The sequence below is a fragment of the Methyloceanibacter sp. genome (assembly GCF_058506495.1).
In genome coordinates this window covers 1-23777 of record NZ_JBZMXT010000034.1, presented here as the reverse complement: position 1 = coordinate 23777, position 23777 = coordinate 1, and the positions used below count along the sequence as shown (strand labels likewise).

Here is a 23777-nt window from a genome sequence, read left to right as displayed (position 1 = left end):
CTGCTGCAACAATGTCGCCCGGAACCTGCGCCGGCTCGTCGACTGAACCAAGCGGCGAACCCGGAGCGCGGCGGCTATCCGCTGGCGGACCCGCTCCATCGTCCTCGAAGCCGCGGGTTGCGATCCGCGCCATGTAGACGGCCCCCGCCGTGAAGACGATCGCGTAGACCACCATGAAGACCAGCAAAGACGTTGCCACCTGTCCGGTAGAAACCGGCGCTACGCTTTCCGCCGTGGTCAAATGATCGTAAACCGTCCAAGGCTGACGGCCGACTTCGGCTGTAATCCAGCCGGTGAGAACAGCGATAAAGCCCAGCGAGCCCGATGGGACGGCAAGCCAATGGAAAAGACCTGGTGTGTCGATCGTGCCGCGCCACCACTTCCAGACACCCCAAAACGCGAGGCCCAGTAGAATGAGACCCGCGCCAACCATGAATCGGAAGCTCCAGAAGACGATCCAAAATGGCGGCCTCTGGTCCTCGGCAAAGGCGTCCATGCCTTTGAGCTCTCCATGGGCGTTTGCGAAGAGTATCGGGCTCGTATTGGGGATCTCTATCACATCATGACCACACTCGTTGTCCGCGGGCCAGGCCAGAAGAACCGTACCCTGAATATCTTTTGACTCGCACCAACCTTCCAAGACGGCGATTTTTGCCGGTTGATGCTCATGAGCAACATCGCCAGACCAATGGCCCGCCCAGATCTGCAGCGGCATGAGGACGGCGAGCGTCCCTACAGCCATGCGCGTCTGCCAGCGGGTCGGTTGTGACGAACGTCCTCGCAACATCTGCCACGCGCCTGCTGCGAGTATGACGGCAGCTGTCGTTATGAATGCGGCGAGCATCATATGAACGTAACGCGACGGAAAGCTCGGGTTGAAAATCACCGCGATCCAGTCGGTGGCGTAGAATGTGCCTGTTTCGGGATCCAGGGCAAAACCGGCGGGCGTTTGCATCCAGCTGTTAGCTGCCAGAATCCAAAAAGCTGACAAAGACGTTCCGATGGCCACCGCGCACGTGGCGACAAAGTGCAGTGTCCTACCGACCCTATTCCACCCAAATAGCATGACGCCGAGGAATGTCGCTTCAAGGAAGAAGGCCGTTAGAACCTCATAGCCAAGGAGCGGCCCCATCACCGAACCTGTCTTGTCCGCAAAGACAGACCAGTTGGTTCCAAACTGGTAGGACATGACCACGCCGGATACGACGCCCATCGCAAAAGCGAGCGCGAAAATCTTCACCCAATGGAGATAGAGCCGCTTGAAGACATCGTGACCGGTCTTGAGCCAAAGCCCCTCACATACCGCAAGGAATGCTGCAAGGCCGATCGTGAAGGCTGGGAAGAGAATGTGGAACGCCACCACGAATGCAAATTGGATTCGTGAGAGCAATAACGCGTCAAATTCCATGGCCGGCTTCATCCCCCCTGAGCTGGCGCCCCGATGCTCAAATCACGCCTGTGATATTCGCTTTGCGAGCGCCGAGCTACAAGTGTCTAGGCGCAAAATTTACGTGGCAATTCGATGCGGTCCCAGGCGTCGCGACATGCCGCTGTCGCAGTAGCAAGCGCTACGGCAGCTTAACCAAAGGTATCCGTCCAGCGACGCGTTGGTGCAACTACCAAGGACGACGAACCTCTCTGATGGCGGCCGAACCGCGCGCTGGCGCAACCGCACCGCAGAAAAGGTCCTTTTGGCTGGCAGATCGACCCTGCCCGCGCGGCCTAAAGTCTCGCCGGAGCGGCATTTTCTCTGCGGCGCACTGACCCGAATCTATGCTCTATTGGGGCACGTGAGACTGCTAATCTTGATCCTTCAGCGCTTGGCGATCCTCAGCCTCGGCGCCATTGGCATTTGGCTGATTGTCAACGTGTTTCAATGGGTCGACGGCGAACTACCGTCAGTGCTCGCGCTTGTGGCCACCTATGCGGTCGCGGCCTACGTTATCCTGCCCTACTTTGTGCGCATGGGCCTTATGGTTCTACGGCATCAGCACGTGCCGAGTTTCACCATTACAGGCGACGGCCTTCCTGGAGATCCGGTCAACTTGGGTCTTGTCGGAACGTTTGATGAGCTGAGGGCCGCGTTTGCGAAAGCGGGATGGCATGAGGCCGACCCGCTAGCGCTTTCGACTTCCTGGGGTATGGTGAAGGCCTTCGTCTTGAATTCGTCTTACCCCACGGCGCCGTTCTCAACACTCTACCTGTTCGGGCGGGGCCAGGACATTGGGTTCCAGAAGGCAATCGGCAACAGCCCGCGAAAGCGCCATCACGTTCGGTTCTGGGCAAAGTGCCTGACAGAGGCTGAGACCGTCGACGAGGTTTTCTGGCATGGCACGCACCGACCGGACACGCGCGAGCCAGTCCTTTGGGTTGGGGCGGCCACTAAGGATACGGGCTTCTCACTGACCCGTCTCACGTTTCAGATCACTCATGCGACAGACTCAGACACCAACGCGGAACGAGATCTCATCATGGCGGAGCTATCGCGGCACGGCACTATTGGCGTCATTGATCTTTACCAAGCGGGCGAAGAAATCGAGGCCGGCACGGTCAATCACTACGTGACCGATGGCATTATCGCCATTGCGCCGCTCGTTGCCGAGGCGGGGCCGCGCGCGACTTGAGCTGGTCAAGCACAAAAGAAAACCCCGACCGCTTGGCGCGGCCGGGGTTTTCCTTGGACAAGATATTTGTCAGGGATGACCTACCTTAGCCCCCTCACGTGACAGATTGACTACAACGCGGCCTGCGGAATTTACCATCTAGACCAGGACCTTAGCCCGCCAAGAGTCGTCGGACACATGATGTTGGACCTCTACCGGCGAGACGGATATGGACCGGGCGCTGGCACGCTTGTTTGAACCGCGAGCCGTCACGTCCAAGTCGCTACCGTTTCTGAGCGCGATTTCTTCCCCCAAGCTTAGAACCTCTCCGGCTGTGCCTGGACCATCCTCACCTACATTGTCTATGACGAGAGCCTCCAACCGCAATACGGCTTTCAACCACAATCCTCGTTAGGATCGCCGATCACCTCACCGTCACGACGCACCCAATACTGAGAGACGAATGACTGACAAGACACTGATGGACCGGGCTTCTGGTCTGAAAAAATTGTTTATCGATATTCGCAGCAACAAGATTTTCGAGTTGTTCGTCGTCACGGTCATCGTGATTTCGGCACTCAAGGTAGGTATTGGCACCTATCCGCTGGGGCCGAAACTAACTGCAGCGCTCAAGGTCCTCGACTACGCAGTCACGATCTTTTTTCTCGTTGAGCTACTCATCAGAATGGCCGCCGAGCCAAACTTGAAGCGCTTCTTCTCGAAGGGGTGGAACGTTTTTGACTTTCTGATTGTTAGCGCAAGCCTGATTCCAATCGATGAGAGCGAAATGGCGCTACTGGGGCGACTCCTGCGCATCTTCCGCGTTATGCGACTCGTCTCGATGATTCCAGAACTTCAGGTGTTGCTTAATGCTCTCCTCCAGGCCATCCCTCGGATGGGGTATGTCACGCTCCTGATGTTCATCATCTTCTACATCTACGGGGCGGCAGGCAGCATCTTCTTCGCGGACATCAACGCCACACTTTGGGGCAACATCTCCATCGCCATGCTGACCCTATTCCGCGTCGCTACCTTCGAGGATTGGACCGACGTGATGTATGAGACGATGGAAGTCTATCCGTTGAGCTGGCTGTTCTACCTCACCTTCATTTTCTTGGTGGCATTCATTTTCCTCAACATGATGATCGGCATCGTCATCCAAACGCTGCAGAGCGAGCATGAGAAGATTGAAGGAAACCTCGGCGCACACGCGCCGGAGATGATTGCCAGCGAGAACCCGATCACGGCACCGTCGATCGATGCGCGGCTTGCGAGAATTGAGGCGCGTCTTGAGACTCTGCCCGACACGCTCGCCGGCGGGCCTAGACGTAGCGAGCCCTAGGCAGCGACTCTGCCCAAATGTGTCGGTCCAGGTCGATTGGGAGATTCCCAGGCCCGGCACGTCCGAGCACCGGATTGAGTAATGAACGGCTTGCCGGGCGGTGCCACCGGTCGTAATTAAAGGGCATGTTGAGATACGCCGCCTTAGTGCTTGCCGCCCTAATCCCCAGTCTCGCCGGACCGAGCGGCGCGATCGCCGAGAGTTCGGCCACAAGCCTTCGAAGCGCGCAACACCCGTCTCCCTCGTCGATGGACAATCCCGGAGGAGAGCGGACCACACGGGCATCCAAGGCATCAGCCAACCAGTTGCGTCCTGCTCCGACACTGCCCAAACCGCGCCTGTTGCGAAATGACCAATTGGGGCCAGCCTCGCGCATGTTAGATGCAGAATGGCCAGACACGAGCCGGACGCCGGAGACCAGAAGTCCCCATGCGACCGACCCTCTTGCACCTGAGCAAGCGGGGACACGCTCGGCCGTCAGAGACGTGCGCGCGCCCGCCAGCCCTGCACGCCAACGATCTGAGCCGCGGCAAATATCGCGAATGACAGTTTTGGACGGTACGCGATTAACGCACGCGAGTTTTGAGGATTGGCTCTTCGGGCGCTAATGCAAGTGCTCAGCGCTCATCGACAATAAAATTGTCAAAGCCGAATTTTGCGGGCGCAGTGTCCGGCGAGACACCGTAGAGCCCAACAGCGCCGCCGTCCTTAGGGCGCTTAGCCTTAAATCGCCGAACTTCCTGCGCATTGACAGACAACGTCGTGTCTTTTGACCGCAAGCTGAGCTGAATACTGTTTATGGCGCCAGCACCGGCCTCAAGCGCGCCGGTCTGCTGCGTGAACAGCGTCTTCGATTTGCCATCATCCATGCGGCGCACTTCCAGCCATCCGTCGGCCCAGAGGAAAACGGCGTAGTAGTTCTTCCAATCCTGCCACCAAAACACCACACCGGCGGGGCTGCTCGGGACCTCTGCCGCTTCCTTAATGCTGACGTCGACGCAGATCGCCGCACCTTTCGTCTTGGTTTCCAAGTTGACCAGGCCGCCTGAGCCGTTGATCACGAGCGTGCCGTCCTCAACGAGAATACTATCGTCTGCCGCTCCCCAGGAGACATCCAAAAACTCGAAGTCGTCCTCATACAAGGCATTTTCAGGCTTGCACGCGGCAGATAGGCTTGTACTCACAGAGAGCGCAAACAGCGCCACCGCAAAGCCAGCAAACCCGCGAGAAAAAGCCCCCATCCATCCACCCCAAATACAGCGCCACGGAACAGGCCCAAGCCTCTGTGCCACGACAACCCGGTCCATTGCGACTTAGCGCGTGGGCATCGGCTCATCACCGCGGTAATCGTAGAAGCCGCGGCTGGACTTACGCCCCAACCATCCCGCTTCTACATACTTCACAAGAAGCGGGCAGGGCCGGTACTTCGAGTCCGCCAGGCCTTCGTAAAGAACCTGCATGATAGAAAGACAGGTATCCAATCCGATGAAGTCGGCTAGCTGCAATGGACCCATCGGATGGTTCGCGCCCAGCCGCATAGCTGTATCGATAGCATCGACGGAACCAACACCCTCATAGAGCGTGTAGACGGCTTCGTTGATCATCGGCAGAAGAATACGGTTGACCATAAAGGCCGGAAAATCTTCCGAAACTGCAATGGTCTTGCCCAGTGAGCCGACAAGATCCTTGGCGCGCGCGAACGTCGCATCGTCTGTTGCGATGCCACGAATCATCTCCACGAGCTCCATAACCGGAACCGGGTTCATGAAATGCATGCCAATGAAACGCTCTGGTCGGTCGGTTGTCGCGGCCAGGCGCGTAATGGAGATCGACGAGGTGTTTGTGGCCAGGATCGTGTCAGGCTTCAGGAATGGACATACCGAAACGAAAATCTTGCGCTTAACGGCTTCGTCTTCCGTCGCCGCTTCAATCACGAGATCGGCTTCAGACAATCCTTCGTAGCTCTCGGCGAAGGATATTCGCTCGAGAGCAGCCGCTTTGTCGTCTTCGGAGATTTTTCCCTTTGATGCCTGTCGCGCCAAATTCTTGGCGATCGCCTCAACCGCCGCATCATAGCGGTCCTTGGCAAGATCGTTGATCGCCACATCGTAGCCGCTCAGCGCGACCACATGCGCGATCCCAGTGCCCATCTGGCCCGCACCGACGACGCCCACTTTGCGAATAGGCTCCACTCTACGCTCCTGATCCGAGGACGGGCCGCCTAGCGCCCCACCCATCATGACTTACCCAGCCAGCCGCGCACATTATGCACACGGCTAATCTCCGTAGCCCGCCTTTTTCAACTCATCATTGAGTTCGGGCAGGACCTCGAACAGATCGCCGACGAGACCGTAATCCGCAACCTGGAAAATTGGGGCCTCTGCGTCCTTGTTGATTGCAACGATAACCTTGGAGTCTTTCATGCCGGCGAGATGCTGTATCGCGCCCGAAATACCAACGGCGACATATAACTCCGGCGCAACAACTTTGCCTGTCTGTCCGACCTGGTAATCGTTTGGCATAAAACCAGAATCAACGGCAGCCCGGGATGCACCCATCGCCGCCCCAAGCCGATCGGCGATCGGCGCGATCAGCTTCTCGAAATTCTCGCCTGATTCCATCCCGCGACCGCCGGAAATTACGACACGCGCGGAGGTCAGTTCAGGCCGTTCGCTCTCGGTAATCTCCGCGCCTACGAAGCTGGAGGACGGCACCTCTTCACCGGGACCGACCGTCTCGACGCTGGCCGATCCGCCCTCACCCGTCGCGGAGAATGCGGTCGTTCGCACAGTGGCGACAATGGTCTTGTCAGAAGTCTGAACGGTCTCCAGTGCATTGCCCGCATAGATGGGCCGCACGAACGTGTCTGGCGACTTCACTTCGATAATGTCCGATATCTGCCCGACGTCTAGGAGGGCAGCAACACGCGGCAATACGTTCTTACCCGTAGTCGTTGCTGGCGCAAGCAGAACCGAATAGTTCGCCATGAGAGGAACAACTGTGGCTGTTGTGTCCTCTGCAAGCCGATGTGCGAGCTGCGGGGCCTCCGCAAGGAGCACCTTCCTGACGCCTTGGAGCTTTGCAGCCTCGTCAGCCACAGCTTGGCAGCCCTCTCCGGCAACCAAGATGTCGACATCGGCGCCGAAAGCCCGCGCCGCCGTCAGTGCTTTAGCAGTTGTCGGCGCGAGTGTCTCGTTGTCGTGCTCAGCAAGCAGCAGGACGGCCATTATAGAACTCCCGCTTCGTTTTTGAGCTTATCAACAAGGGTCTCAACATCGTCGACCTTGATACCGGCCTCACGCCCCTTCGGTTCTTCAACGGTGAGTACGGTGAGTCTCGGCGCCACATCGACACCCAGCTCCTCCGGTGTCGTTTCGTCGATCGGCTTCTTCTTCGCCTTCATGATGTTCGGCAAAGATGCATAACGGGGCTCGTTCAGCCGCAAGTCCGTGGTAATGACGGCGGGCTTTGCAAGTGAGACGGTCTCCAGACCGCCATCGACCTCACGGGTAACGTTCACCCGATCCCCATTCAGCTCGACTTTCGACGCGAACGTTCCTTGTGGGACATCCAACAAACCTGCAAGCATCTGTCCGGTTTGATTGCAGTCGTCGTCGATCGCTTGTTTACCAAGAATGATGAGATCCGGGGACTCGTTCTTGACGACGGCTTGCAGAACCTTGGCAACGGCCAGCGGCTCTACCGTGGCATCCGTCTTCACCAAAATCGCGCGATCCGCGCCCATCGCGAGCGCTGTTCGAAGTGTGTCCTGTGATTTTGCGCTGCCGATCGAGACGGCGACGACTTCGCTTGCCTCACCGCGCTCCTTCATCCGGACCGCCTCTTCGACGGCGATCTCGCAAAACGGATTCATCGACATTTTCACGTTGGCCAGGTCGACGCCGCTACCGTCGGTCTTCACCCGGATCTTCACGTTGTAGTCGATGACGCGTTTGATCGGCACAAGGATTTTCATGTGGTTCTTTTTGTTCCCCGAGAGGGTGTGACTTGCCCCCAAAGTCAGCATCTCGCACATGCGAAATGGCCGCGACCGTATAACCCGAAATCACTCAAGTCAATGGTGACAAGGTTGCCCGAAAGGCACCCCGCGGACGCCTTACGCACCTCCCCGCGTGCGGTCGAAAAGCACGACCCCGCGGCGGCGCATAAACAGGATAAGAAGGGCGCCGGCGAGCAGTCCGCCAAGATGTGCCCACCACGCAATGGCTTCTTCACTTGGGAAGAAGAGATTGACGAACTGCGCCAGGATCCAAATGCCTAGTGCCCACGCCGCGGTGATCCGAATGGGAATCCGCCAAAGCGCGAGAACCCAAATCTTTACCTTTGGGTGCAGGATCAAATAGGCTGAGATAATCCCTGCCACAGCGCCAGATGCGCCGATCAGCGGAAGATCCGAGTTCGGCAGCATGAAGATATGGGCCAGGGCAGCAAAGATCCCGCACATCAAGTAGAACATGACGAAGCGCATATGACCCATTGCGTCTTCGATATTGTCGCCGAAAACCCACAAAAACAGCATGTTGCCGATCAAGTGGACCCAACCACCGTGGATGAACATGTAGGTGAGGAGTGTCAGGCGCTCAGGAACGAGAACCGCGCCGGAGGCTAGGAACCGGCTTTCGCCGCCGGCATTCGCCAGCAGCTGCGCCGGCACCACGGCAAAGGCCGTTACGTCTTCGTCCTCCAACGGAATGAACCATCCCGTTTGCAAGACAACGTAGGCCGCAACGTTCAGGACGATTAGCCCAACCGTCACGTAGGGAAAGCGTATCTTCTTGAGAGGATTGGTGTCATGGAGGGGGACAAACACCGCTGCATCACCCCGCTTCAGCGATTCTGACCGGGCACCCACAAAACGTCGGAGGCACCCTTATCGTTCGCGTAGCGCGCCGCAACGAACAGGAAATCCGAAAGCCGGTTGATATAACCTGCCGCCTGCGCGCTGACTGGCTCCATAGGCCGCGAAGCCAGAGCCGCCACGAGGCGCTCAGCGCGACGACAAACCGTACGGGCCAGATGAAGATAAGCTGCTGCGGGTGATCCTCCGGGCAAGACGAAGGAACGAAGCGGATCGAGGGCACTGTTCATCTCGTCGATCTCAGCTTCCAGCCGCTCGATCTGCGCGGCAGTCACCCGAAGTGCGGCTTCTCCCTTTTTCATCTCTTCCGGAAAGCAAAGGTCAGCCCCGAGATCGAACAGATCGTTCTGGATCCGCATCAGCATCTCGTCGAGCTTGGGATCCGACGCGCCAGTGTGCAGCCTTGCCAGCCCGACCGTCGCGTTGGTTTCGTCGACCGTACCGTAAGCCTCCACGCGAAGGTCGTATTTCGCAACACGGTCGCCCGTGCCAAGCGCTGTCGTGCCGTCGTCGCCGGTTCGCGTGTAGATCTTATTGAGCTTGACCATTTTGCCCCAAAACTGGCCCCGAGCGCTGGGCGTATCGACAGAAGCCCCCGATAGTCCCCAACCAACGTAGCTGCGCCCCGGGCGGGGTCAAGCTTTGCCTAGCTCGGACGCATTCCAGCCAGATAGGCGATCGCCATTGCCACGATAAGCGCCACGAGCTGCAAAAGCACTCTCGCGCGCATCAATTTCTGGCTGAGATTCGGGTTGCCGCCCCGCAGCATGTTGAACAAACCGAAGACAAGAACAATTACGACCAACAAGACCGCGAACGGCAATATCCAACGAAGTATGTATTCCAAAATGGCCTCCAGCCGCCCCCCGCTTCAACGGGTGATTCTGGGCGCGAACTGCGCCGGACTGACGAACTTAGTTCTTCGCGGCGACAAAATCGAGCGCGCGCGTCGGCAAAACCCGTCGCAAATAGGCGCCAACGAATGTCGGCACCGTAACGTAGTAACGCGTCTTGGGCCGTTTGGCTTCGAGCGCGTGAATAAGCCGTTGGCAGACCGCCTCCGGTTCCAGCTTAAACGCCATCTGCCCGCCGTCTTCCATTCTTGCAAGGCGCTCTCGATAAATCGCGCTGTGTGCTGAGTTATCCATATCGATATGGCGCTTGTAGTGTTTGATAGCGGTCTCGACGAAGCGTGTGCGAATAGGGCCAGGCTCTATCAGCGTAACGTATATCCCGGTGTCCTTTAGTTCCATCCGAAGCGTGTCTGTCAGAGCCTCGATTGCAAACTTCGACGCACAATAGGCCCCGCGGTAGGGCGCAGCGAGCAGGCCGAGAACGGAAGAACACTGAACGATTCGCCCCGCGTTGCGCGCCCGCATCGGTGCGATCATCCGGCGAGTTAGGTCGTGCCAACCGAAGACATTGGCCTCGAACTGTGCGCGCAAAGCATCGGTTGGTAGATCTTCGATAGCGCCAGGCTGCCCGTAGGCTCCGTTGTTAAAGAGCGCGTTCAAACTCCCGTCCGTCGCCTCGAGCACGTGATCCGCCGCCGCCGCGATCGACTCTGGTTCTGTGTAGTCGAGATAGACGCTCTCGACGCCTACTGTGTCCGTGAGGTGTTCAAGGTGCTCGGGCGCACGTGCCGTCGCAAATACCCGCCAACCGCGGTCTCGCATCGTCTCCGCGGCGGCGAGCCCGATCCCGGACGAGCAGCCGGTAATAAGGACGGAGCGCTGAGACATCGTCTCTCCTTAGGATGACGCCGCATTAGCGTTCAAAGCCCAAACAGCAAAGTTCAAGCCCGAGGCGAAACACACCCACAGGAGATAAGGCGCAAGTAACAGGGCGGCGACGCGACTAACGCGATCGAAGAACACCATCGTCATGCCGATCGCCACGACAAGCCACAAGATCACCGCAAGGCCGAAGATCGGGCTCTGCATTTGAAAGAATGCGAAGGGCCACGCCACGTTGAGCGCGAGCTGCACACCAAACCAGGTCAGGGCCGTCTTCTTGTCGCCCTCGTCAGCCTCGGCCCGCCAGACGAGCCATGCCGACACCGCCATCATCGCGAACAGGATCGTCCAAACGATGGGGAAGACGCTATTCGGCGGGTTGAAGCTCGGCTTCTCGAGTGTGGCGTACCAGGCGAGATTCGGGGCGGTGAACGCATTACCGACGAAGGAGGCGCCAAAGCAGATAAGCAGAGCAATGCCGAGCCCAATCAAAGACCGTTTGGACGCGATCGGCTCGGCAGCGCTACTCATTGCTCAAGCAAGCGTCGTGCAATGACATGAGCTTGGATCTCGGCCGCACCTTCGAAAATCGACAGAATGCGGGCATCGCAAAGGACACGACTGATCGGGTACTCGAGCGCAAAACCGTTCCCCCCGTGGATCTGTAGAGCGTTGTCAGCGGCGGCCCAAGCCATACGCGCGGCCAATAGCTTGGCCATCCCAGCTTCAAGGTCGCACCTCTCGCCAGCATCTTTCTTCCGAGCGGAATAGTATGTGAGCTGACGGGCAAACAGGATTTCCGCTGCGATCATGACCAGCTTATCGGAAACGCGAGGGAAGTTGATGATCGGTTTGCCAAACTGGACCCGCTCGATGCCGTAGCGCAAACCGATATCGAGCGCCGATTGCGCGACACCAACGGCCCGCGCGGCGGTCTGGATCCGCGCCGCCTCGAAGGTCTGCATGAGCTGTTTGAAGCCTTGACCCTCTTCGCCGCCCAGCAAATTCTCCGCGGGCACTTCGAAATTGTCGAAGGAGATATCGAACTCCTTCATGCCCCGATATCCAAGGACCTCGATTTCACCACCCGTCATGCCCGCTGCCGGGAAGGGGTTGTCGTCCGTGCCGCGTGGCTTAGGGGCCAGAAACATCGACAGACCGCGATAGCCCTTCTCATTCGGATCCGTGCGCGCCAACACCGTCATGAGATCAGCGCGGGCCGCGTGCGTGATCCAGGTTTTCTGACCCGTGATCTTGTAGACATCCCCGTCCTTCACCGCACGTGTGCTGAGCGAGGCGAGATCGGAGCCGGTGTTTGGCTCGGTGAAGACAGCCGTTGGAAGGATTTCGCCGCTGGCGATCTTTGGAAGCCACTCCTCCTTCTGTGCATCCGTGCCGCCATTGTGGATGAGTTCCTCGGCGATTTCGGAGCGCGTTCCGAGCGAACCAACGCCGATATAGCCACGCGAAAGTTCCTCGGAGACAACGCACATCGCCTCTTTGCCAAGACCTAAGCCGCCATACTCCTCCGGCAGGGTCAGCGAGAACACGCCGAGCTCGGCCATCTGATTGACGAGCTCCAGCGGAATGTAATCGTCTTTGAGGTGCCACTCTTGCGCATGAGGCAGAACCTCGGCCAACGAGAAGCGCCGCATCTCGTTCCGAATTTCTTCATACGTCTCATCGAGACACGGGTCGCCATAATTGGCCGCAGCCGCGCTTTCTGCATCCTGGATCAGTGTCGAAACACGAGCGCGGATCTCGGGCGTTACGCTCCGGATGAGAGCAACAACATTATCGTTGAGAAAGGCCCCTTGTGCTGCATCCGGCACACTAAGTTCGTGCAAGCGGACCACTTCGCCTTGGCTCATGACAACACCGCCAGCGAGTTGAGCCAGATACTCCCCGACCACGATTTGGGTCAGCAGCCCTTCCAGCTCGCCGAAGCGCCCTTCGCCTGAAGCACGTTTGGCGTAGTCCGCCATTTGACGGATGCCTTCGACGTACGTCGCGACCCAAGCAAGACCGTGTGCGACATGCTGCTCACGCTCCAGTGCCGCATTGTCGATCTTACCGTTGGGTGCAAGCTTGCCTTTCACAGACTCAATGGTCACCGAACCCAGTTTTTCGGCGGATTCGGCAGCGGCATCCAGTAGCGGAATCAAACGATCGGTGGTGGTTTCGGGGGCGTTCACGGCATTATCCTCGGAAAGCTTGATTTATGAGATTACAGACAACGAAACCCGACCGGCTTCGGGAGTCAAATGCGAAGTTTAGCGGCGATCCCAGACGAGACCGAAGCGCGGCCCTAACGAGCCTGAAGTCCGTTCATTTGGCGGTTTGAGCGCTCTACCTGTTACGTTTCTGAGGACCAAACGGATTAGCAAGCAACAAATGGCATCGAATGCCACGCGCCGCGTCCGATGAGGCTGGCCATCACCGCATACTGGGCTGCGTTTCAAAGACGTTCACCCAAAAACGCAAACGCCCCAGACTGAATAGTCCAGGGCGTAGCGTGGCTGCTGAGACAGCCGTAAGCCTTGTGTCAGCGAGCCCTTAGGCCTTGCCGTGTGTCTCCTCGCTCGCCTCGATCACGTCCTCGAACGTACGAAGCCCTGTAACAGGAGCGCTCACCAGCACGGCCATGTTGCCGGGACGGTGCTCATTGTTCCACATGCGCATATGCGCCTTGGGGATCTGATCCCATGGGAACACTTCGGACATGCAGGGATCGATATGGCGCTCGATCACGAGTTTGTTCGCCATGCTGGCTTGCTGCAAATGCGCAAAATGCGATCCTTGAACCCGCTTTTGGTGCATCCACACGTAGCGTGCGTCCATGGTCAGGTTGTAGCCGGTGGTACCGGCGCAGAACACGATCATGCCGCCGCGCTTAGTGATCAAGGTTGAAACCGGGAACGTTGCCTCACCCGGGTGCTCAAACACGCAATCCACGTTTACGCCCTTACCGGTGATGTCCCAGATCGCCTTACCAAACTTACGGGCTTCTTTGAGCCACGTGTCGAACTCCGGCGTACCCACTTTCGGCAGCTGGCCCCAGCAATTGAAGTCTTTCCGGTTGATCACGCCCTTCGCGCCAAGCGACATAACGAAGTCGCGCTTGTCGTCTTCGGACACAACGCCAATGGCATTAGCGCCCGCCGTCGCGCAAAGCTGAATCGCCATCGATCCCAGGCCGCCCGACGCGCCCCAAACCAAGACGTTATGACCCGGCTTGAGCGTATGCGGACGATGTCCGAACAGCATGCGATAAGACGTAGCCAGTGTGAGTGTGTAGCAAGCCGCCTCTTCCCACGTGAGGTGCTGCGGACGTGGCAGAAGCTGCCGGTCCTGAACGCGGGCGAACTGCGCAAATGCGCCGTCCGGCGTCTCATAGCCCCAAATGCGCTGCGACGTGGAGAACATCGGATCGCCACCGTTGCACTCCTCGTCATCGCCATCGTCCTGGTTGCAGTGGATGACGACCTCGTCGCCGACCTTCCAGCGCGTAACCTTGGAGCCGACGGCCCAGACGATGCCCGATGCGTCGGAACCCGCGATATGAAGAGCATTCTTATGAACGTTGAACATGGAAATCGGTGTGCCGAGCGACGCCCAAACGCCGTTATAATTGACACCCGCGGCCATCACGAGAACGAGCACATCATGAGAGTCTAGCTCCCAAGTAGGCACCACTTCGACCTGCATGGCTTCATCTGGAGGACCTTCGCGGTCCTGGCGAATCGCCCAGGCGTACATGTTCTTCGGCACATGACCGAGGGGCGGAATCTCACCGACCTCGTAAAGATCCTTGATTTCGCCGCGCGGAGCGGGTGCATCTGCTGACACTTCACCTATCGACATCTCATTCATCCAGTTGTCCCACCCATCCTATATCTGTCGGGGCGCTATTTTTCGCAGCGGCGAGAATTGTGTTCGATCCATCTCGCAACTGCAACATTTTTGCGGGCCGCAGATCGAATCTGCTAGCCAGCGCCAAAAGCGCCGGGGCTCTCTTGGAATTGCCCAAATTTTGGCAGGGCTGCCTTAATCGGACAGGAGGGTTAGCAAAAAGAAGCGCATCTTGCCAGAGGAAGAATCGATTATGCGTTGCGGGTACTGGCACAGCCCCAACCACTTTGCATGCCTAGGATAGGTCCACCATCCCATTTACAACCTTTTGAACCGCATGTTGCTCACAAGCCTCGAGCATGCTTCGATGCACCGCACACCAACAGGGGACAATTTCGGCAGTAGCGATGAGCGGCAAAACAGACAGCGACAAGCCGGTGCGAGACAGACCGTGGATGTTCCGCACCTATGCAGGCCATTCGACAGCGAAGGCGTCGAATGAACTGTATCGGAAGAACTTGGCCAAGGGGCAGACTGGGCTTTCCATCGCCTTCGATCTGCCAACGCAGACGGGATACGACTCCGACTCGCCGTTGGCGCGAGGTGAAGTGGGGAAGGTTGGCGTACCCGTCTCGCATCTCGGTGACATGAGAACGCTGCTGGACGGCATCCCCCTCGGCGAGATGAACACGTCGATGACGATCAATGCGCCGGCCGCGTGGTTGCTCTCTCTCTACGTCTCTCTTGCAGATGAACAGGGCACGGACCGAGCCAAACTAACGGGCACCGTGCAGAATGACATCATCAAGGAATATCTCTCGCGCGGCACCTATGTGTTTCCGCCGGACCCCTCGTTGCGGCTCATCAAGGACGTGATCGTGTTCACGAACCAGGAAGTGCCGAAGTGGAACCCGACCAATGTCTGCTCATATCACCTGCAGGAAGCGGGTGCGACGCCGGCGCAGGAGCTGGCTTTCGCGCTGGCAACCGCGCAGGCTGTGCTAGATCGGGTGAAGGAATCCGGAGAAGTTCCAGAGGAGCGATTCCCGAAGGTCGTTGCAGCCATCAGCTTCTTCGTGAACGCGGGAGTCCGATTCATCACTGAGGTCTCGAAGATGCGAGCCTTCGTGGACCTCTGGGACGAAATCACAAGGGAACGTTACGGCGTCGAGGAACCCAAGCTGCGTCGTTTCCGCTATGGCGTGCAGGTCAACTCGCTTGGCCTGACCGAGCAGCAGCCGGAGAACAACGTTTATCGAATTCTGCTTTCGATGCTGGCCGTAACGTTGTCGAAGAAATCCCGCGCGCGCGCCGTGCAGCTCCCTGCCTGGAACGAGGCACTGGGCTTGCCGCGCCCATGGGATCAGCAATGGTCGCTGCGGTTGCAGCAGATTGTGGCCTACGAGACAGACCTGTTGGAGTACCAGGATATTTTCGACGGATCGGATGTGATCGATCAGAAGGTCGAAGAGCTGAAGGAACAAGCCCGGGCGGAACTGGCCAAGTTGGATGCCATGGGCGGTGCGGTGGCTGGCATCGACTACATGAAGGAGTCGCTGATTGCTTCGAATGCGGCGCGTGTGGCCGACATCGAAAGAGGGGATCAAGTTCTGGTGGGCGTCAACGCCTATACGGAAACTGAGCCTTCGCCGCTCGACTCGGGTGTAGAAGGTATCCTGACCGTTCCGGAATCGGTGGAGCTCGAGCAGATCGCCGCACTGCAGGCCTGGCGGCAGAACCGGGACAATGCGGTGGTGAACCAGGTTCTAGCCGACTTGAAAGAAGCCGCCGTCGAAGGTCGCAATATTATGCCTCCTTCAATTGCCGCCGCAAAAGCTGGCGTTACCACCGGTGAGTGGGGCACGGTTCTTCGTGAGGTATTCGGCGAATACAGAGCACCCACCGGCATCGGCGCGACACACGAAGTCGACGACGCACGCATGTCCGAGATTCGCGATCTGGTCAGCCAGGTGTCCGGCAAACTAGGCCGTACACTGACATTCGTGGTTGGCAAACCTGGGCTCGACGGCCACTCGAATGGCGCGGAACAGATTGCCGTACGAGCCGACGATGTGGGCATGAAGGTGGTTTATGACGGCATTCGTTTAACGCCTGCGGAGATTGTTTCCCAGGCCAAGGAAGCGAAAGCCCATGTCGTGGGTCTCTCAATCCTCTCCGGATCCCATGTCTCGCTTGTGCGCGATGTGGTGCAGAAACTCCGCGAGGCGGGGATGAGCGATGTCCCGGTGGTGGTCGGAGGCATTATTCCGCAGGAGGACGTCAACATCCTCAAGCAATGCGGCGCATCCGCCGTTTACACGCCCAAGGACTTCCAACTCAACGAGATCATGACTGGCATCGTTGGACTCGTGAACGATAACGTCGACGCCCTTGCCAAAGCCGGCTGACGAGAACCTCTCTGGAGCGTTCTCAGAAGACGGGTGTCCACGTAGCGTCCTCGTCTGAGGCTGTTTCCTTGTCGACGGCTTCTTCGTTGTCTAAGGCTTCATCGTTGTCTACGGCTTCTTCCTTCTTTGAGGAAACGAGCGGCACGAGCGCCGCATAGAGTTCGAGCCCTTGGATTGGCTTGTCCACCGAGGCATTAACGCCCGCCTCAACATAGGTCGGATCGTCTTCTGTATCCGAGAGCGTCGTGAGCGCGACGATCGGCACATGCGAGGTCGTCGACTCTTGCGACCGTATGCGCTGCGCCAAGTCGAGCCCACGATAGTCCGGGAGGACTGTGTCCATAAGCACGGCATCGTAGGGACGCTGGTCCAGACACAGCAGCGCGGCCGCGCCGGTCTCTGCGACATCGAAGGTGAGACCGAACTCGTCCAGATAGGCCCCGATCAGCAACCGGTTGACCGAGTTGTCCTCGATCATGAGGACATGACCGGCAAGAGACCCCGCATGCTCGCGTTTTGAAGCGACGTCTGTCGTGGCCTGCTGGATATACTCGGGCTCAGGCGCGGGCTCGATTGCCGGCTCGGACGCAGGCGCCTGTTCAGCTTTCGGTTCCGGGAGCGACTCGGGCGCGGGCGTCGGCACCATCTCGCCTATAGTCGGCTCCGCGTCGACCTCCTCAAGCATAGCCTCCGGCGGCACGACCGCGTCCTCGACATCGAGTTCAATCAACTCGGCCGAAGCGGACTCCATCTCGCCGTCCTCTGTCGTGCTTTCGTCGACAATGGCCTTGAATGTGAACCAATACAATGCGCCCTGTCCCGTAGCGCTATCGCAGGAAACCTCGCCCCCCATCGCCTCCGCGATCCGCCGCGCGATCGGCATTCCAAGACCACCGTCGGGCCGCGAAGTATCGGCCGACGGCTGAAACAGCTCGACCTGTTTTTGCGGCGTGAGGCCAGGACTCGTGTCTGTAATGTCGAAGCGTACCGTCACCGGTGAGGCGGCATCGTTGACGCTCACATAGAGGCGAATCGATCCTGCCTTGGTTCCCCGTATCGAGGACTCCATCAGTGTCATGAGCACCTGGCGGACGCGCATAGCGTCACCGACAATGTGACGAGGACAGTTTGGCGCCATGTCCACGCTGCTGCTCAACCCCTTTGCAGCCGCACAGGCTTGTAGTGCCGAGGCAGCCTCTCGGACGAGCGCATGGAGATCGAAGGGCTCCACCGAAAAGTCGGCCTCGCCGGACTGAAGCGTGCTGAAGTCGAGTACCTCAGAAAGCGCGCTGAGAATGCGATGCATCGAATGCGAAAGAGTTTCTGCGTCGCGCCGCTGCGCTAGGTTGAGCGGCCCATCGAGAATCCTATCGGTTAGAGCGGTGACCGATTCCATCGGGGGACGCAGTTTTTTACTGACGACACTGATAAGCCCCAGAGTGCCTGCGTTCGCTGCCTCCGCAGCGAGGCGCGCGCGACGCTCAGCCTCAAGCTCTGCCGCCAGGCCTTCGATCTGTCCGTAGAGATCGTCGGCGCGTAGTTCGTTGCCCTGCATTTTTTGCCCCACCCAATGGTCAACTGCGTCCTAAAAGGACAGAGCATGTGAGAGATGGTTTAAGACGCTGCTAAGTGAGTTGGTTGACGATTCCCTAAGTCGCCGCTTTAAAGACCTCTATCCCCGCAATTTTCTAGCGATGGATCGGCAGCACCTCGTTGAGATTTGGGTTCGGCCCAAATGGCCACCCCACGCTACTGCGGAAGGGCAGAACAGGGCACGCGCGGCACCAAGAAATACGCAATGATTATTTGCTCTTGCACCATCCTCACTTCCGAGGAGATTCACGAAGCCGTCGGGGCATTGAGGACAAAGGACCCGTTTGTCGTCTTAACGCCTGGGCTGATCTACAAGACACTAGGCAAACAGCCGAAGTGCGGGGATTGCATGCCCCTGGTCGTAAGACTCATCGTTGGCTACGACGAAGAAGGACCGAGCTCGGCCGCGTCCCTTCCACATAGATCACCATTCGATGACACGCCGCCTGCAGACTAGCCACGCCCGCCAAAGTACTTTACAACGGTTCTAAACTAACAAAGCGAGAAGAGGTTCTGATGAAGGGCAATACCAGAGTAATCGACTATCTGAACAAATCGCTGACGCACGAGCTTACGGCTGTCAATCAATACTGGCTCCACTACCGGTTGCTCGACGATTGGGGCTATCAGAAGCTTGCCGACAAGGAACGCGAAGAGTCGATCGAAGAGATGCAGCACGCAGACCAACTCGTAACGCGCATCATCTTCCTCGAGGGTTTCCCCAACATGCAGAAGCTCGATCCCCTCATGATTGGGCAGAATGTCAAAGAGATCCTGGAGTGCGACCTGAAGGCCGAGTACAGCGCCCGCGCCCTCTACATGGAAGCCCGCGCGGCCTGCCGCGAGGAAGAGGACTATGTCAGCATGTTGTTGTTCGAGGACCTGCTGAAGGATGAAGAAGGCCATATCGATTACATCGAAACTCAGCTCGGCCTACTAAACGACATCGGGGCACAGAACTACGGCCAGCTCAATGCCAAGTCGGCCGACAATATCGAAGGCGACTAGGCATCATCTCGGCGGGAACCCAGAAGTAATGGCAACATCTGAGCTTGACGGTCCGCGATTGGCGCCGGCCGCTGGTGGGCCGCCGAGGCAACTGGTTGTTTTCCTCCACGGCTACGGCGCGGACGGAAACGACCTGATCGGGCTCGGGCGTGAGTGGGCACCTCTTCTACCCCATGCAGCCTTTGTATCGCCCAACGCGCCGGAGCCTTGCGGCATGGCGCCCATGGGCTGCCAGTGGTTCGATCTATCCATGGGCGACATGTCAATCATCGGGGCCGGCGTTAAGCGTGCCGCCCCAGCCCTCGATTCTTTCCTCGACGCGGAACTGGAACGCCAAGGACTGACGGCCGAATCACTCGCGCTCGTCGGCTTCAGCCAAGGCACAATGATGGCCCTCTCCGTGGGATTGACCCGCAAAGACAAGCCGACGGCTATCGTCGGCTACTCCGGCGCACTTGCGACGGTTGAGGAACTTCCGGCGCCCGGACAAGCCCCTGCAATTCTGTTGGTTCACGGTGACATGGACGAGGTCATCCCTGTCGAAGCAATGACAATGGCGCGGGAGGCCTTGGGACAGGCAGGTTTGAGCGTCCAATGGCATGTAAGCATCGGGATTGGACACGGCATCGACGGCGACGGCTTACGACTTGGGGGCCAGTTTCTTACACAAGCCTTCGCAGGCGCGCTAACGGCGGGGTGAGAGTGTCACAATCACATCATCTAGGGTTCTTCACATTCGTGACACGTGCTTATAGTATCCCCCGCGGCAACCAAGCTGCCCGAGTGCGACGGGCAATGAAGAGGACTTGAGGGCCTTGAACGTCGCAACCGCATCGGCCGCACCGGGGACATATCCCGCGCTCGTGCTGAATGCAGACTACCGTCCCCTCTCTTACTATCCCCTCTCTTTGTGGAATTGGCAGGATACGGTGAAGGCGGTTTTCCTGGACCGTGTGAACATCGTGTCCGAGTACGATCACGCGGTGCACTCGCCCTCTTTCGAGATGAAACTGCCAAGTGTCGTCTCGCTAAAGAACTATGTGCGCCCGGCGCTCTATCCTGCCTTCACGCGATTCAACGTGTTTCTGCGTGACCGCTTCACCTGTCAGTATTGCGGGAGCGGCAAAGATCTCACCTTTGACCATCTCATCCCCCGCAATCGAGGCGGGCTTACACGCTGGGACAACGTGGTGACAGCGTGCGCGCCCTGTAATCTTGCCAAGGGCGGGGAGATGCCGAGCAGAGGTAAGCTGTGGCCGGCGCAGACGCCATACAGACCCACAGTATTCGAGCTCCACCGCAACGGGCGGCTGTTCCCGCCCAACTATTTGCACGAAAGCTGGCTGGACTATCTCTACTGGGATACCGAGCTGGAGCCGTAAGTACGAAACAGGTGCTTGGGCCTGGGCTAATAGCGGGTGGTAAGGCTGTTGAGCCAATCTGGAGATGCGTTGACGAGGTAGGTCTCTAGCGCCTTGTCCGCGCCAGTCGCCACCAGCAGCCCGACGATGACGAGCAGCGCTCCGAGCAGCATTTTGCCGCTCTTGCTGGCCTCTGCGAGCCGACCGCGCCACCGCTGCGTCGCCTCGCGTGACGCAAAGCCCAGCGCCATAAGCGGCAGCGCGGCGCCGACACCAAATGCGAGCATTGTCAGCGCAACCTGACCGAGGTCTTCGCCCTTGGCCGCCAAGACAGAAGCCGCGCCGAGCGTTGGGCCCACACAAGGGACCCAGACGGCGCCCAAGAGTGCGCCAACGCCAAACTGGCCCCAAAGGCTGTTGCCACTGAAGCCACCAAAACGGTCGTCGACCCAATTTCCAACCGGTCCCGCGGCGAGAGCGACCTGCGCTTGCAAACTCGGCACTATCAGTACAACGCCAAAGGCGATGAGAAGCACCGCCGCCACCATTCTGAAAAAGTCCGTATCGAGGCCAATCGCGAAGCCGATCGTGGCGACGAACAAGCCGATGACAGTGAAGGATACAGCGACGCCGCAGGCGAGTGCCGCCGGCCCTAGCCTATGTTCGCTTTGCGCCGTGCCGAAGACGATGGGCAGAAGTGGCAAGACGCAGGGCGACAGGACCGACAGGATGCCGGCAAGGAGCGCGAGCCCGAGCGTTGCGATCATGGCGCGTCTTCGACGAGACGCTTAGAGCAGCGTCAGGTCGAGCATCCCTTCGATCGCCAACGGATCTGTCGAGCCGATTGACCGCACGAGTTCCTGATCGCCCTTGAACACGATCAACGTGCTCTGCTTTTGGACGCCCAAGTCCTTGAGGGCTTCCTTGTCCTTGTCGAAATCGGCCGTCAGGACCACGAGATCTTTGTACTTCGGCTGCTTCTTGAGGTCCGCAAGGATTGGCTTCTGCGCTTTGCAGGTCGAGCACCACTCGGCGAAGACATCCACAAGGATCGGCTTCCCGGCGCTTTGCGCTTCAGCTAAGGCCTCTGGGCTAAAGGCTTTCACATCAGCTGCGGATGCGGGCACAGACGCCACGAGAAAAATGGCCACGAGGCCAGCAAACAACGCACGAATCTGGGTCATCGTTACCTCCGAAAAAGTGAAACTCTCGAGACTTACGTAACAGCGTTGCAGCGCGAGCCGCGAATCAAGGCATTTGAAATTGTCGTGAGTGCACATCGAAAAGGGCGATTCAGGTGCGCCGGGCCGCGGCCCAAAACGCCAATCCGGCTAGAGCTGCGGAAACAACGACGTTCCAGCCCGCGAACGACAGGCCAAGAAAGTGCCAGGGCGCCTCATCGCAGCGGATGACGGGCGTTTCCACGATGCCCTCCTCGCCCCATTCGAGGGCAAACCCACCGGCGCAAGTGTCGGGCCCAGGCCACCATTTCCACTCCGCTCCCGCGTGGTAGATGCCAAGACCCATATTGATGAGAAACCCGATCGCGATCAGCACAAGCACGAGTCGGGCAACGCCGAAGCTTTCGCTCCGCGCGGCGAAGAAGGCGACCACCGCTGCGGGCACCCCGAAATAGTAAGCGTAGCGCTCTTGAAGACAGAGCGGGCACGGCGCGTAGCCGCCGAACTCCTCGAAGGCGTGCGCGGCCAAGATCGTTAGAAGCGCAGCACCGGAGAGAACGGCGCTCACCGCCATTAGCTGCCCGGCGAGGCTGTCACGCGTGTCATCCATGCTCACATCACATATCTGATGAGCACGAACCCGCCAATCAAGAGGATCACGAAGACGATCGATAAGAGGCCGAAATACTTGTCGATGAAGCCCTTGATCGGGGGCCCGAACCAATAAAGTAGGCCGGCGACCGCAAAGAAACGGATCCCCCGCGCCAGGACGCTCGCAACCATGAACACAAAAAAGTTCAGCTGAGTGACGCCGCTGGCGATCGTGATGACCTTGTAGGGGAACGGAGTCACGCCCGCGATAAACACGATCCAGGCGCCAAACTCGTTATAGCGCGCCGCGAAGTCCTCGAATTTCTCGCCATAGCCATAGAAGTTCAGGATGGGCTGACCGATCGTGTCGAACAGGAAATACCCGATGATATAGCCAAAAATGCCCCCGAGAACCGACGCGATGGTGGCGATGGCAGCGAAGAGCCAGGCCTTCTGCCGTTCGGCGAGCACCATCGGAATCAGCATCACATCGGGCGGGATGGGGAAGACGGAGCTCTCGACAAAAGACACGCCCGCGAGCGCCCAGGGCGCCCTACGGTGCGCCGCGAGATCCATCATCTTGTCGTAGGCGCGCCTGAACATGGCGCTTCCTTTAGCGGGCGACGCCGCCGCTGTCCATCGCAGGTGTCGAACTTCGTCTCTGCGATGCGATGCCGGGTATCCTGAACGCAACCGAAGATATTGACCGGGCGCAGGGCTTGCCCCATGTTCGCGCACCTTGGACATCAGTGGCTTTGGCCCCAGTGGCGGAATGGTAGACGCGACAGACTCAAAATCTGTTGTCCGCAAGGGCGTGCTGGTTCGAGTCCGGCCTGGGGCACCACCACCGTCCACCTCTCGACATGACCAGCCCACGAACAGGGCATTGTCCCTCTAGAGCGCGAAGACACGCACGGATCGCCACTCCTTGCTGGCCAAGGCGGGCCTTCGTCAGAGACGTCCTGCAGGGTGATGTTAAAGAACTGTTGGGCACCGGGGACGGACGGCTCCGCCGGCACATATGGCTCGGCCCAGCAGCCGCAGCGATAGTCCTCGCCCGGATGGCCCGTGGGCGGAGGATCGTCCCAGGCGAAGACGCGGCCGTCATTGGCCGCGCGGGAAAGGCGCACCTTGCCGTCCCCCCGCGTGAGCCAAATGTAGCGCGTCGTAGGGCGGTCTTCCGAGACGCCGCCCGCCTTGCCCTTGAGCCCCGCGCCCCCGCC

25 protein-coding genes, 1 tRNA gene and 1 pseudogene are annotated in these 23777 nt (G+C 58.8%); 8 read left to right on the top strand and 19 right to left on the bottom strand.

The window, feature by feature from the left end; translation table 11 throughout:
- Positions 1-1408 (bottom strand): cytochrome ubiquinol oxidase subunit I (locus tag AC33YF_RS07930; protein WP_491776659.1); only part of this gene is annotated, 1408 nt, incomplete at its 3' end.
- A 382-nt stretch (positions 1409-1790) separates the two neighbouring features.
- On the opposite strand from AC33YF_RS07930, the gene AC33YF_RS07925 reads away from it, so the two are divergent.
- The gene (locus tag AC33YF_RS07925) at positions 1791-2624 is read left to right on the top strand and encodes an LssY C-terminal domain-containing protein (protein WP_491776661.1); all 834 of its coding nucleotides are present in this window, start codon (positions 1791-1793) and stop codon (positions 2622-2624) included.
- 138 nt (positions 2625-2762) lie between these two features.
- On the opposite strand, the gene AC33YF_RS07920 is transcribed toward AC33YF_RS07925, so the two are convergent.
- Positions 2763-3002, bottom strand: a complete 240-nt coding sequence (locus AC33YF_RS07920) for a hypothetical protein (RefSeq protein ID WP_491776658.1) — start codon at positions 3000-3002, stop codon at positions 2763-2765.
- 64 nt (positions 3003-3066) lie between these two features.
- On the opposite strand from AC33YF_RS07920, the gene AC33YF_RS07915 reads away from it, so the two are divergent.
- Positions 3067-3945 (top strand): ion transporter, encoded by an 879-nt coding sequence (locus AC33YF_RS07915; protein ID WP_491776657.1) that lies wholly within the window; start codon positions 3067-3069, stop codon positions 3943-3945.
- A gap of 617 nt (positions 3946-4562) precedes the next feature.
- Here AC33YF_RS07915 and AC33YF_RS07910 read toward each other — a convergent pair.
- The 11 genes from AC33YF_RS07910 to ccrA all read right to left on the bottom strand — a co-directional run bounded on the left by AC33YF_RS07910 (position 4563) and on the right by ccrA (position 14433).
- A complete protein-coding gene (locus AC33YF_RS07910; RefSeq protein ID WP_491776656.1) occupies positions 4563-5237 on the bottom strand; it encodes a hypothetical protein in 675 nt (224 codons plus the stop codon).
- A gap of 21 nt (positions 5238-5258) precedes the next feature.
- Entirely contained in the window at positions 5259-6182 is a 924-nt protein-coding gene (locus AC33YF_RS07905; protein WP_491776655.1) for a 3-hydroxybutyryl-CoA dehydrogenase, read from the bottom strand.
- 39 nt (positions 6183-6221) lie between these two features.
- Entirely contained in the window at positions 6222-7172 is a 951-nt protein-coding gene (locus AC33YF_RS07900; RefSeq protein ID WP_491776654.1) for an electron transfer flavoprotein subunit alpha/FixB family protein, read from the bottom strand.
- Positions 7172-7921 carry an electron transfer flavoprotein subunit beta/FixA family protein gene (locus tag AC33YF_RS07895; protein ID WP_491776653.1) on the bottom strand — a complete coding sequence of 250 codons (750 nt, stop codon included), beginning with the start codon at positions 7919-7921 and terminating at the stop codon, positions 7172-7174. Before AC33YF_RS07895 ends, AC33YF_RS07900 begins: the two co-directional genes overlap by 1 nt.
- A 141-nt stretch (positions 7922-8062) precedes the next feature.
- Positions 8063-8776, bottom strand: a complete 714-nt coding sequence (locus AC33YF_RS07890; protein ID WP_491776652.1) for a rhomboid family intramembrane serine protease — start codon at positions 8774-8776, stop codon at positions 8063-8065.
- 17 nt (positions 8777-8793) lie between these two features.
- Positions 8794-9372 (bottom strand): cob(I)yrinic acid a,c-diamide adenosyltransferase, encoded by a 579-nt coding sequence (locus AC33YF_RS07885; protein WP_491776651.1) that lies wholly within the window; start codon positions 9370-9372, stop codon positions 8794-8796.
- 98 nt (positions 9373-9470) lie between these two features.
- On the bottom strand, positions 9471-9674 hold the full coding sequence (locus AC33YF_RS07880; RefSeq protein WP_491776660.1) for a twin transmembrane helix small protein: 204 nt from the start codon (positions 9672-9674) through the stop codon (positions 9471-9473).
- A 64-nt stretch (positions 9675-9738) separates the two neighbouring features.
- A complete protein-coding gene (locus AC33YF_RS07875; protein WP_491776650.1) occupies positions 9739-10566 on the bottom strand; it encodes an SDR family oxidoreductase in 828 nt (275 codons plus the stop codon).
- A 9-nt stretch (positions 10567-10575) separates the two neighbouring features.
- A complete protein-coding gene (locus AC33YF_RS07870) occupies positions 10576-11091 on the bottom strand; it encodes a TspO/MBR family protein (protein ID WP_491776649.1) in 516 nt (171 codons plus the stop codon).
- The gene (locus AC33YF_RS07865) at positions 11088-12755 is read right to left on the bottom strand and encodes an acyl-CoA dehydrogenase family protein (protein ID WP_491776648.1); all 1668 of its coding nucleotides are present in this window, start codon (positions 12753-12755) and stop codon (positions 11088-11090) included. Before AC33YF_RS07865 ends, AC33YF_RS07870 begins: the two co-directional genes overlap by 4 nt.
- A gap of 361 nt (positions 12756-13116) precedes the next feature.
- Entirely contained in the window at positions 13117-14433 is a 1317-nt protein-coding gene (gene ccrA, locus AC33YF_RS07860; RefSeq protein ID WP_491776647.1) for a crotonyl-CoA carboxylase/reductase, read from the bottom strand.
- A gap of 386 nt (positions 14434-14819) precedes the next feature.
- Here ccrA and AC33YF_RS07855 point away from each other — a divergent pair, with 386 nt between their 5' ends.
- Positions 14820-16820 (top strand): methylmalonyl-CoA mutase family protein, encoded by a 2001-nt coding sequence (locus tag AC33YF_RS07855; protein ID WP_491776646.1) that lies wholly within the window; start codon positions 14820-14822, stop codon positions 16818-16820.
- Between the two features lie 22 nt (positions 16821-16842).
- On the opposite strand, the gene AC33YF_RS07850 is transcribed toward AC33YF_RS07855, so the two are convergent.
- Entirely contained in the window at positions 16843-18375 is a 1533-nt protein-coding gene (locus tag AC33YF_RS07850; protein ID WP_491776645.1) for a response regulator, read from the bottom strand.
- Positions 18376-18555: 180 nt separating this feature from the next.
- Between AC33YF_RS07850 and AC33YF_RS07845 the strand changes: the two genes are divergently transcribed.
- The 4 genes from AC33YF_RS07845 (at position 18556) to AC33YF_RS07830 (ending at position 20803) form a co-directional block, all read left to right on the top strand.
- Entirely contained in the window at positions 18556-18870 is a 315-nt protein-coding gene (locus AC33YF_RS07845) for a (2Fe-2S)-binding protein (RefSeq protein WP_491776644.1), read from the top strand.
- A gap of 59 nt (positions 18871-18929) precedes the next feature.
- The gene (bfr, locus tag AC33YF_RS07840; protein WP_491776643.1) at positions 18930-19421 is read left to right on the top strand and encodes a bacterioferritin; all 492 of its coding nucleotides are present in this window, start codon (positions 18930-18932) and stop codon (positions 19419-19421) included.
- Positions 19422-19449: 28 nt separating this feature from the next.
- The gene (locus AC33YF_RS07835) at positions 19450-20121 is read left to right on the top strand and encodes an alpha/beta hydrolase (RefSeq protein ID WP_491776642.1); all 672 of its coding nucleotides are present in this window, start codon (positions 19450-19452) and stop codon (positions 20119-20121) included.
- Between the two features lie 115 nt (positions 20122-20236).
- Positions 20237-20803: an HNH endonuclease gene (locus AC33YF_RS07830; protein WP_491776641.1), complete on the top strand. Its 567-nt coding sequence runs from the start codon at positions 20237-20239 to the stop codon at positions 20801-20803.
- Positions 20804-20829: 26 nt separating this feature from the next.
- Here the strand turns inward: AC33YF_RS07830 and AC33YF_RS07825 are convergent, their stop codons facing one another.
- The 4 genes from AC33YF_RS07825 to AC33YF_RS07810 form a co-directional block, all read right to left on the bottom strand.
- Positions 20830-21549 carry a cytochrome c biogenesis CcdA family protein gene (locus AC33YF_RS07825; RefSeq protein WP_491776640.1) on the bottom strand — a complete coding sequence of 240 codons (720 nt, stop codon included), beginning with the start codon at positions 21547-21549 and terminating at the stop codon, positions 20830-20832.
- Positions 21550-21570: 21 nt separating this feature from the next.
- Complete coding sequence (locus tag AC33YF_RS07820; protein ID WP_491776639.1) at positions 21571-21966, bottom strand: thioredoxin family protein; 396 nt, start codon at positions 21964-21966, stop codon at positions 21571-21573.
- A 109-nt stretch (positions 21967-22075) separates the two neighbouring features.
- Positions 22076-22573, bottom strand: a complete 498-nt coding sequence (locus tag AC33YF_RS07815) for a disulfide bond formation protein B (protein ID WP_491776638.1) — start codon at positions 22571-22573, stop codon at positions 22076-22078.
- 2 nt (positions 22574-22575) lie between these two features.
- Positions 22576-23157: a YqaA family protein gene (locus AC33YF_RS07810; RefSeq protein WP_491776637.1), complete on the bottom strand. Its 582-nt coding sequence runs from the start codon at positions 23155-23157 to the stop codon at positions 22576-22578.
- A gap of 155 nt (positions 23158-23312) precedes the next feature.
- Here AC33YF_RS07810 and AC33YF_RS07805 point away from each other — a divergent pair.
- Positions 23313-23398 (top strand) — tRNA-Leu (locus AC33YF_RS07805).
- A 199-nt stretch (positions 23399-23597) separates the two neighbouring features.
- Here AC33YF_RS07805 and AC33YF_RS07800 read toward each other — a convergent pair.
- A pseudogene (locus tag AC33YF_RS07800) lies at positions 23598-23711 on the bottom strand (hypothetical protein); the annotation flags it as partial.
- Positions 23712-23777: the final 66 nt, after the last annotated feature.

What these genes read in the sequence shown, in the direction of transcription:
- AC33YF_RS07885 (WP_491776651.1), bottom strand. Translation starts at nt 9,372, where the DNA reads ATGGTCAAGCTCAATAAGATCTACACGCGAACCGGCGACGACGGCACG.
- AC33YF_RS07845 (WP_491776644.1), top strand. Translation starts at nt 18,556, where the DNA reads ATGGCCACCCCACGCTACTGCGGAAGGGCAGAACAGGGCACGCGCGGC.
- AC33YF_RS07835 (WP_491776642.1), top strand. Translation starts at nt 19,450, where the DNA reads ATGGCAACATCTGAGCTTGACGGTCCGCGATTGGCGCCGGCCGCTGGT.
- AC33YF_RS07815 (WP_491776638.1), bottom strand. Translation starts at nt 22,573, where the DNA reads ATGGATGACACGCGTGACAGCCTCGCCGGGCAGCTAATGGCGGTGAGC.
- AC33YF_RS07870 (WP_491776649.1), bottom strand. Translation starts at nt 11,091, where the DNA reads ATGAGTAGCGCTGCCGAGCCGATCGCGTCCAAACGGTCTTTGATTGGG.
- AC33YF_RS07895 (WP_491776653.1), bottom strand. Translation starts at nt 7,921, where the DNA reads ATGAAAATCCTTGTGCCGATCAAACGCGTCATCGACTACAACGTGAAG.
- AC33YF_RS07915 (WP_491776657.1), top strand. Translation starts at nt 3,067, where the DNA reads ATGACTGACAAGACACTGATGGACCGGGCTTCTGGTCTGAAAAAATTG.
- AC33YF_RS07825 (WP_491776640.1), bottom strand. Translation starts at nt 21,549, where the DNA reads ATGATCGCAACGCTCGGGCTCGCGCTCCTTGCCGGCATCCTGTCGGTC.
- AC33YF_RS07875 (WP_491776650.1), bottom strand. Translation starts at nt 10,566, where the DNA reads ATGTCTCAGCGCTCCGTCCTTATTACCGGCTGCTCGTCCGGGATCGGG.
- AC33YF_RS07855 (WP_491776646.1), top strand. Translation starts at nt 14,820, where the DNA reads ATGAGCGGCAAAACAGACAGCGACAAGCCGGTGCGAGACAGACCGTGG.
- AC33YF_RS07850 (WP_491776645.1), bottom strand. Translation starts at nt 18,375, where the DNA reads ATGCAGGGCAACGAACTACGCGCCGACGATCTCTACGGACAGATCGAA.
- AC33YF_RS07900 (WP_491776654.1), bottom strand. Translation starts at nt 7,172, where the DNA reads ATGGCCGTCCTGCTGCTTGCTGAGCACGACAACGAGACACTCGCGCCG.
- AC33YF_RS07905 (WP_491776655.1), bottom strand. Translation starts at nt 6,182, where the DNA reads ATGGGTGGGGCGCTAGGCGGCCCGTCCTCGGATCAGGAGCGTAGAGTG.
- AC33YF_RS07810 (WP_491776637.1), bottom strand. Translation starts at nt 23,157, where the DNA reads ATGTTCAGGCGCGCCTACGACAAGATGATGGATCTCGCGGCGCACCGT.
- AC33YF_RS07820 (WP_491776639.1), bottom strand. Translation starts at nt 21,966, where the DNA reads ATGACCCAGATTCGTGCGTTGTTTGCTGGCCTCGTGGCCATTTTTCTC.
- ccrA (WP_491776647.1), bottom strand. Translation starts at nt 14,433, where the DNA reads ATGAATGAGATGTCGATAGGTGAAGTGTCAGCAGATGCACCCGCTCCG.
- bfr (WP_491776643.1), top strand. Translation starts at nt 18,930, where the DNA reads ATGAAGGGCAATACCAGAGTAATCGACTATCTGAACAAATCGCTGACG.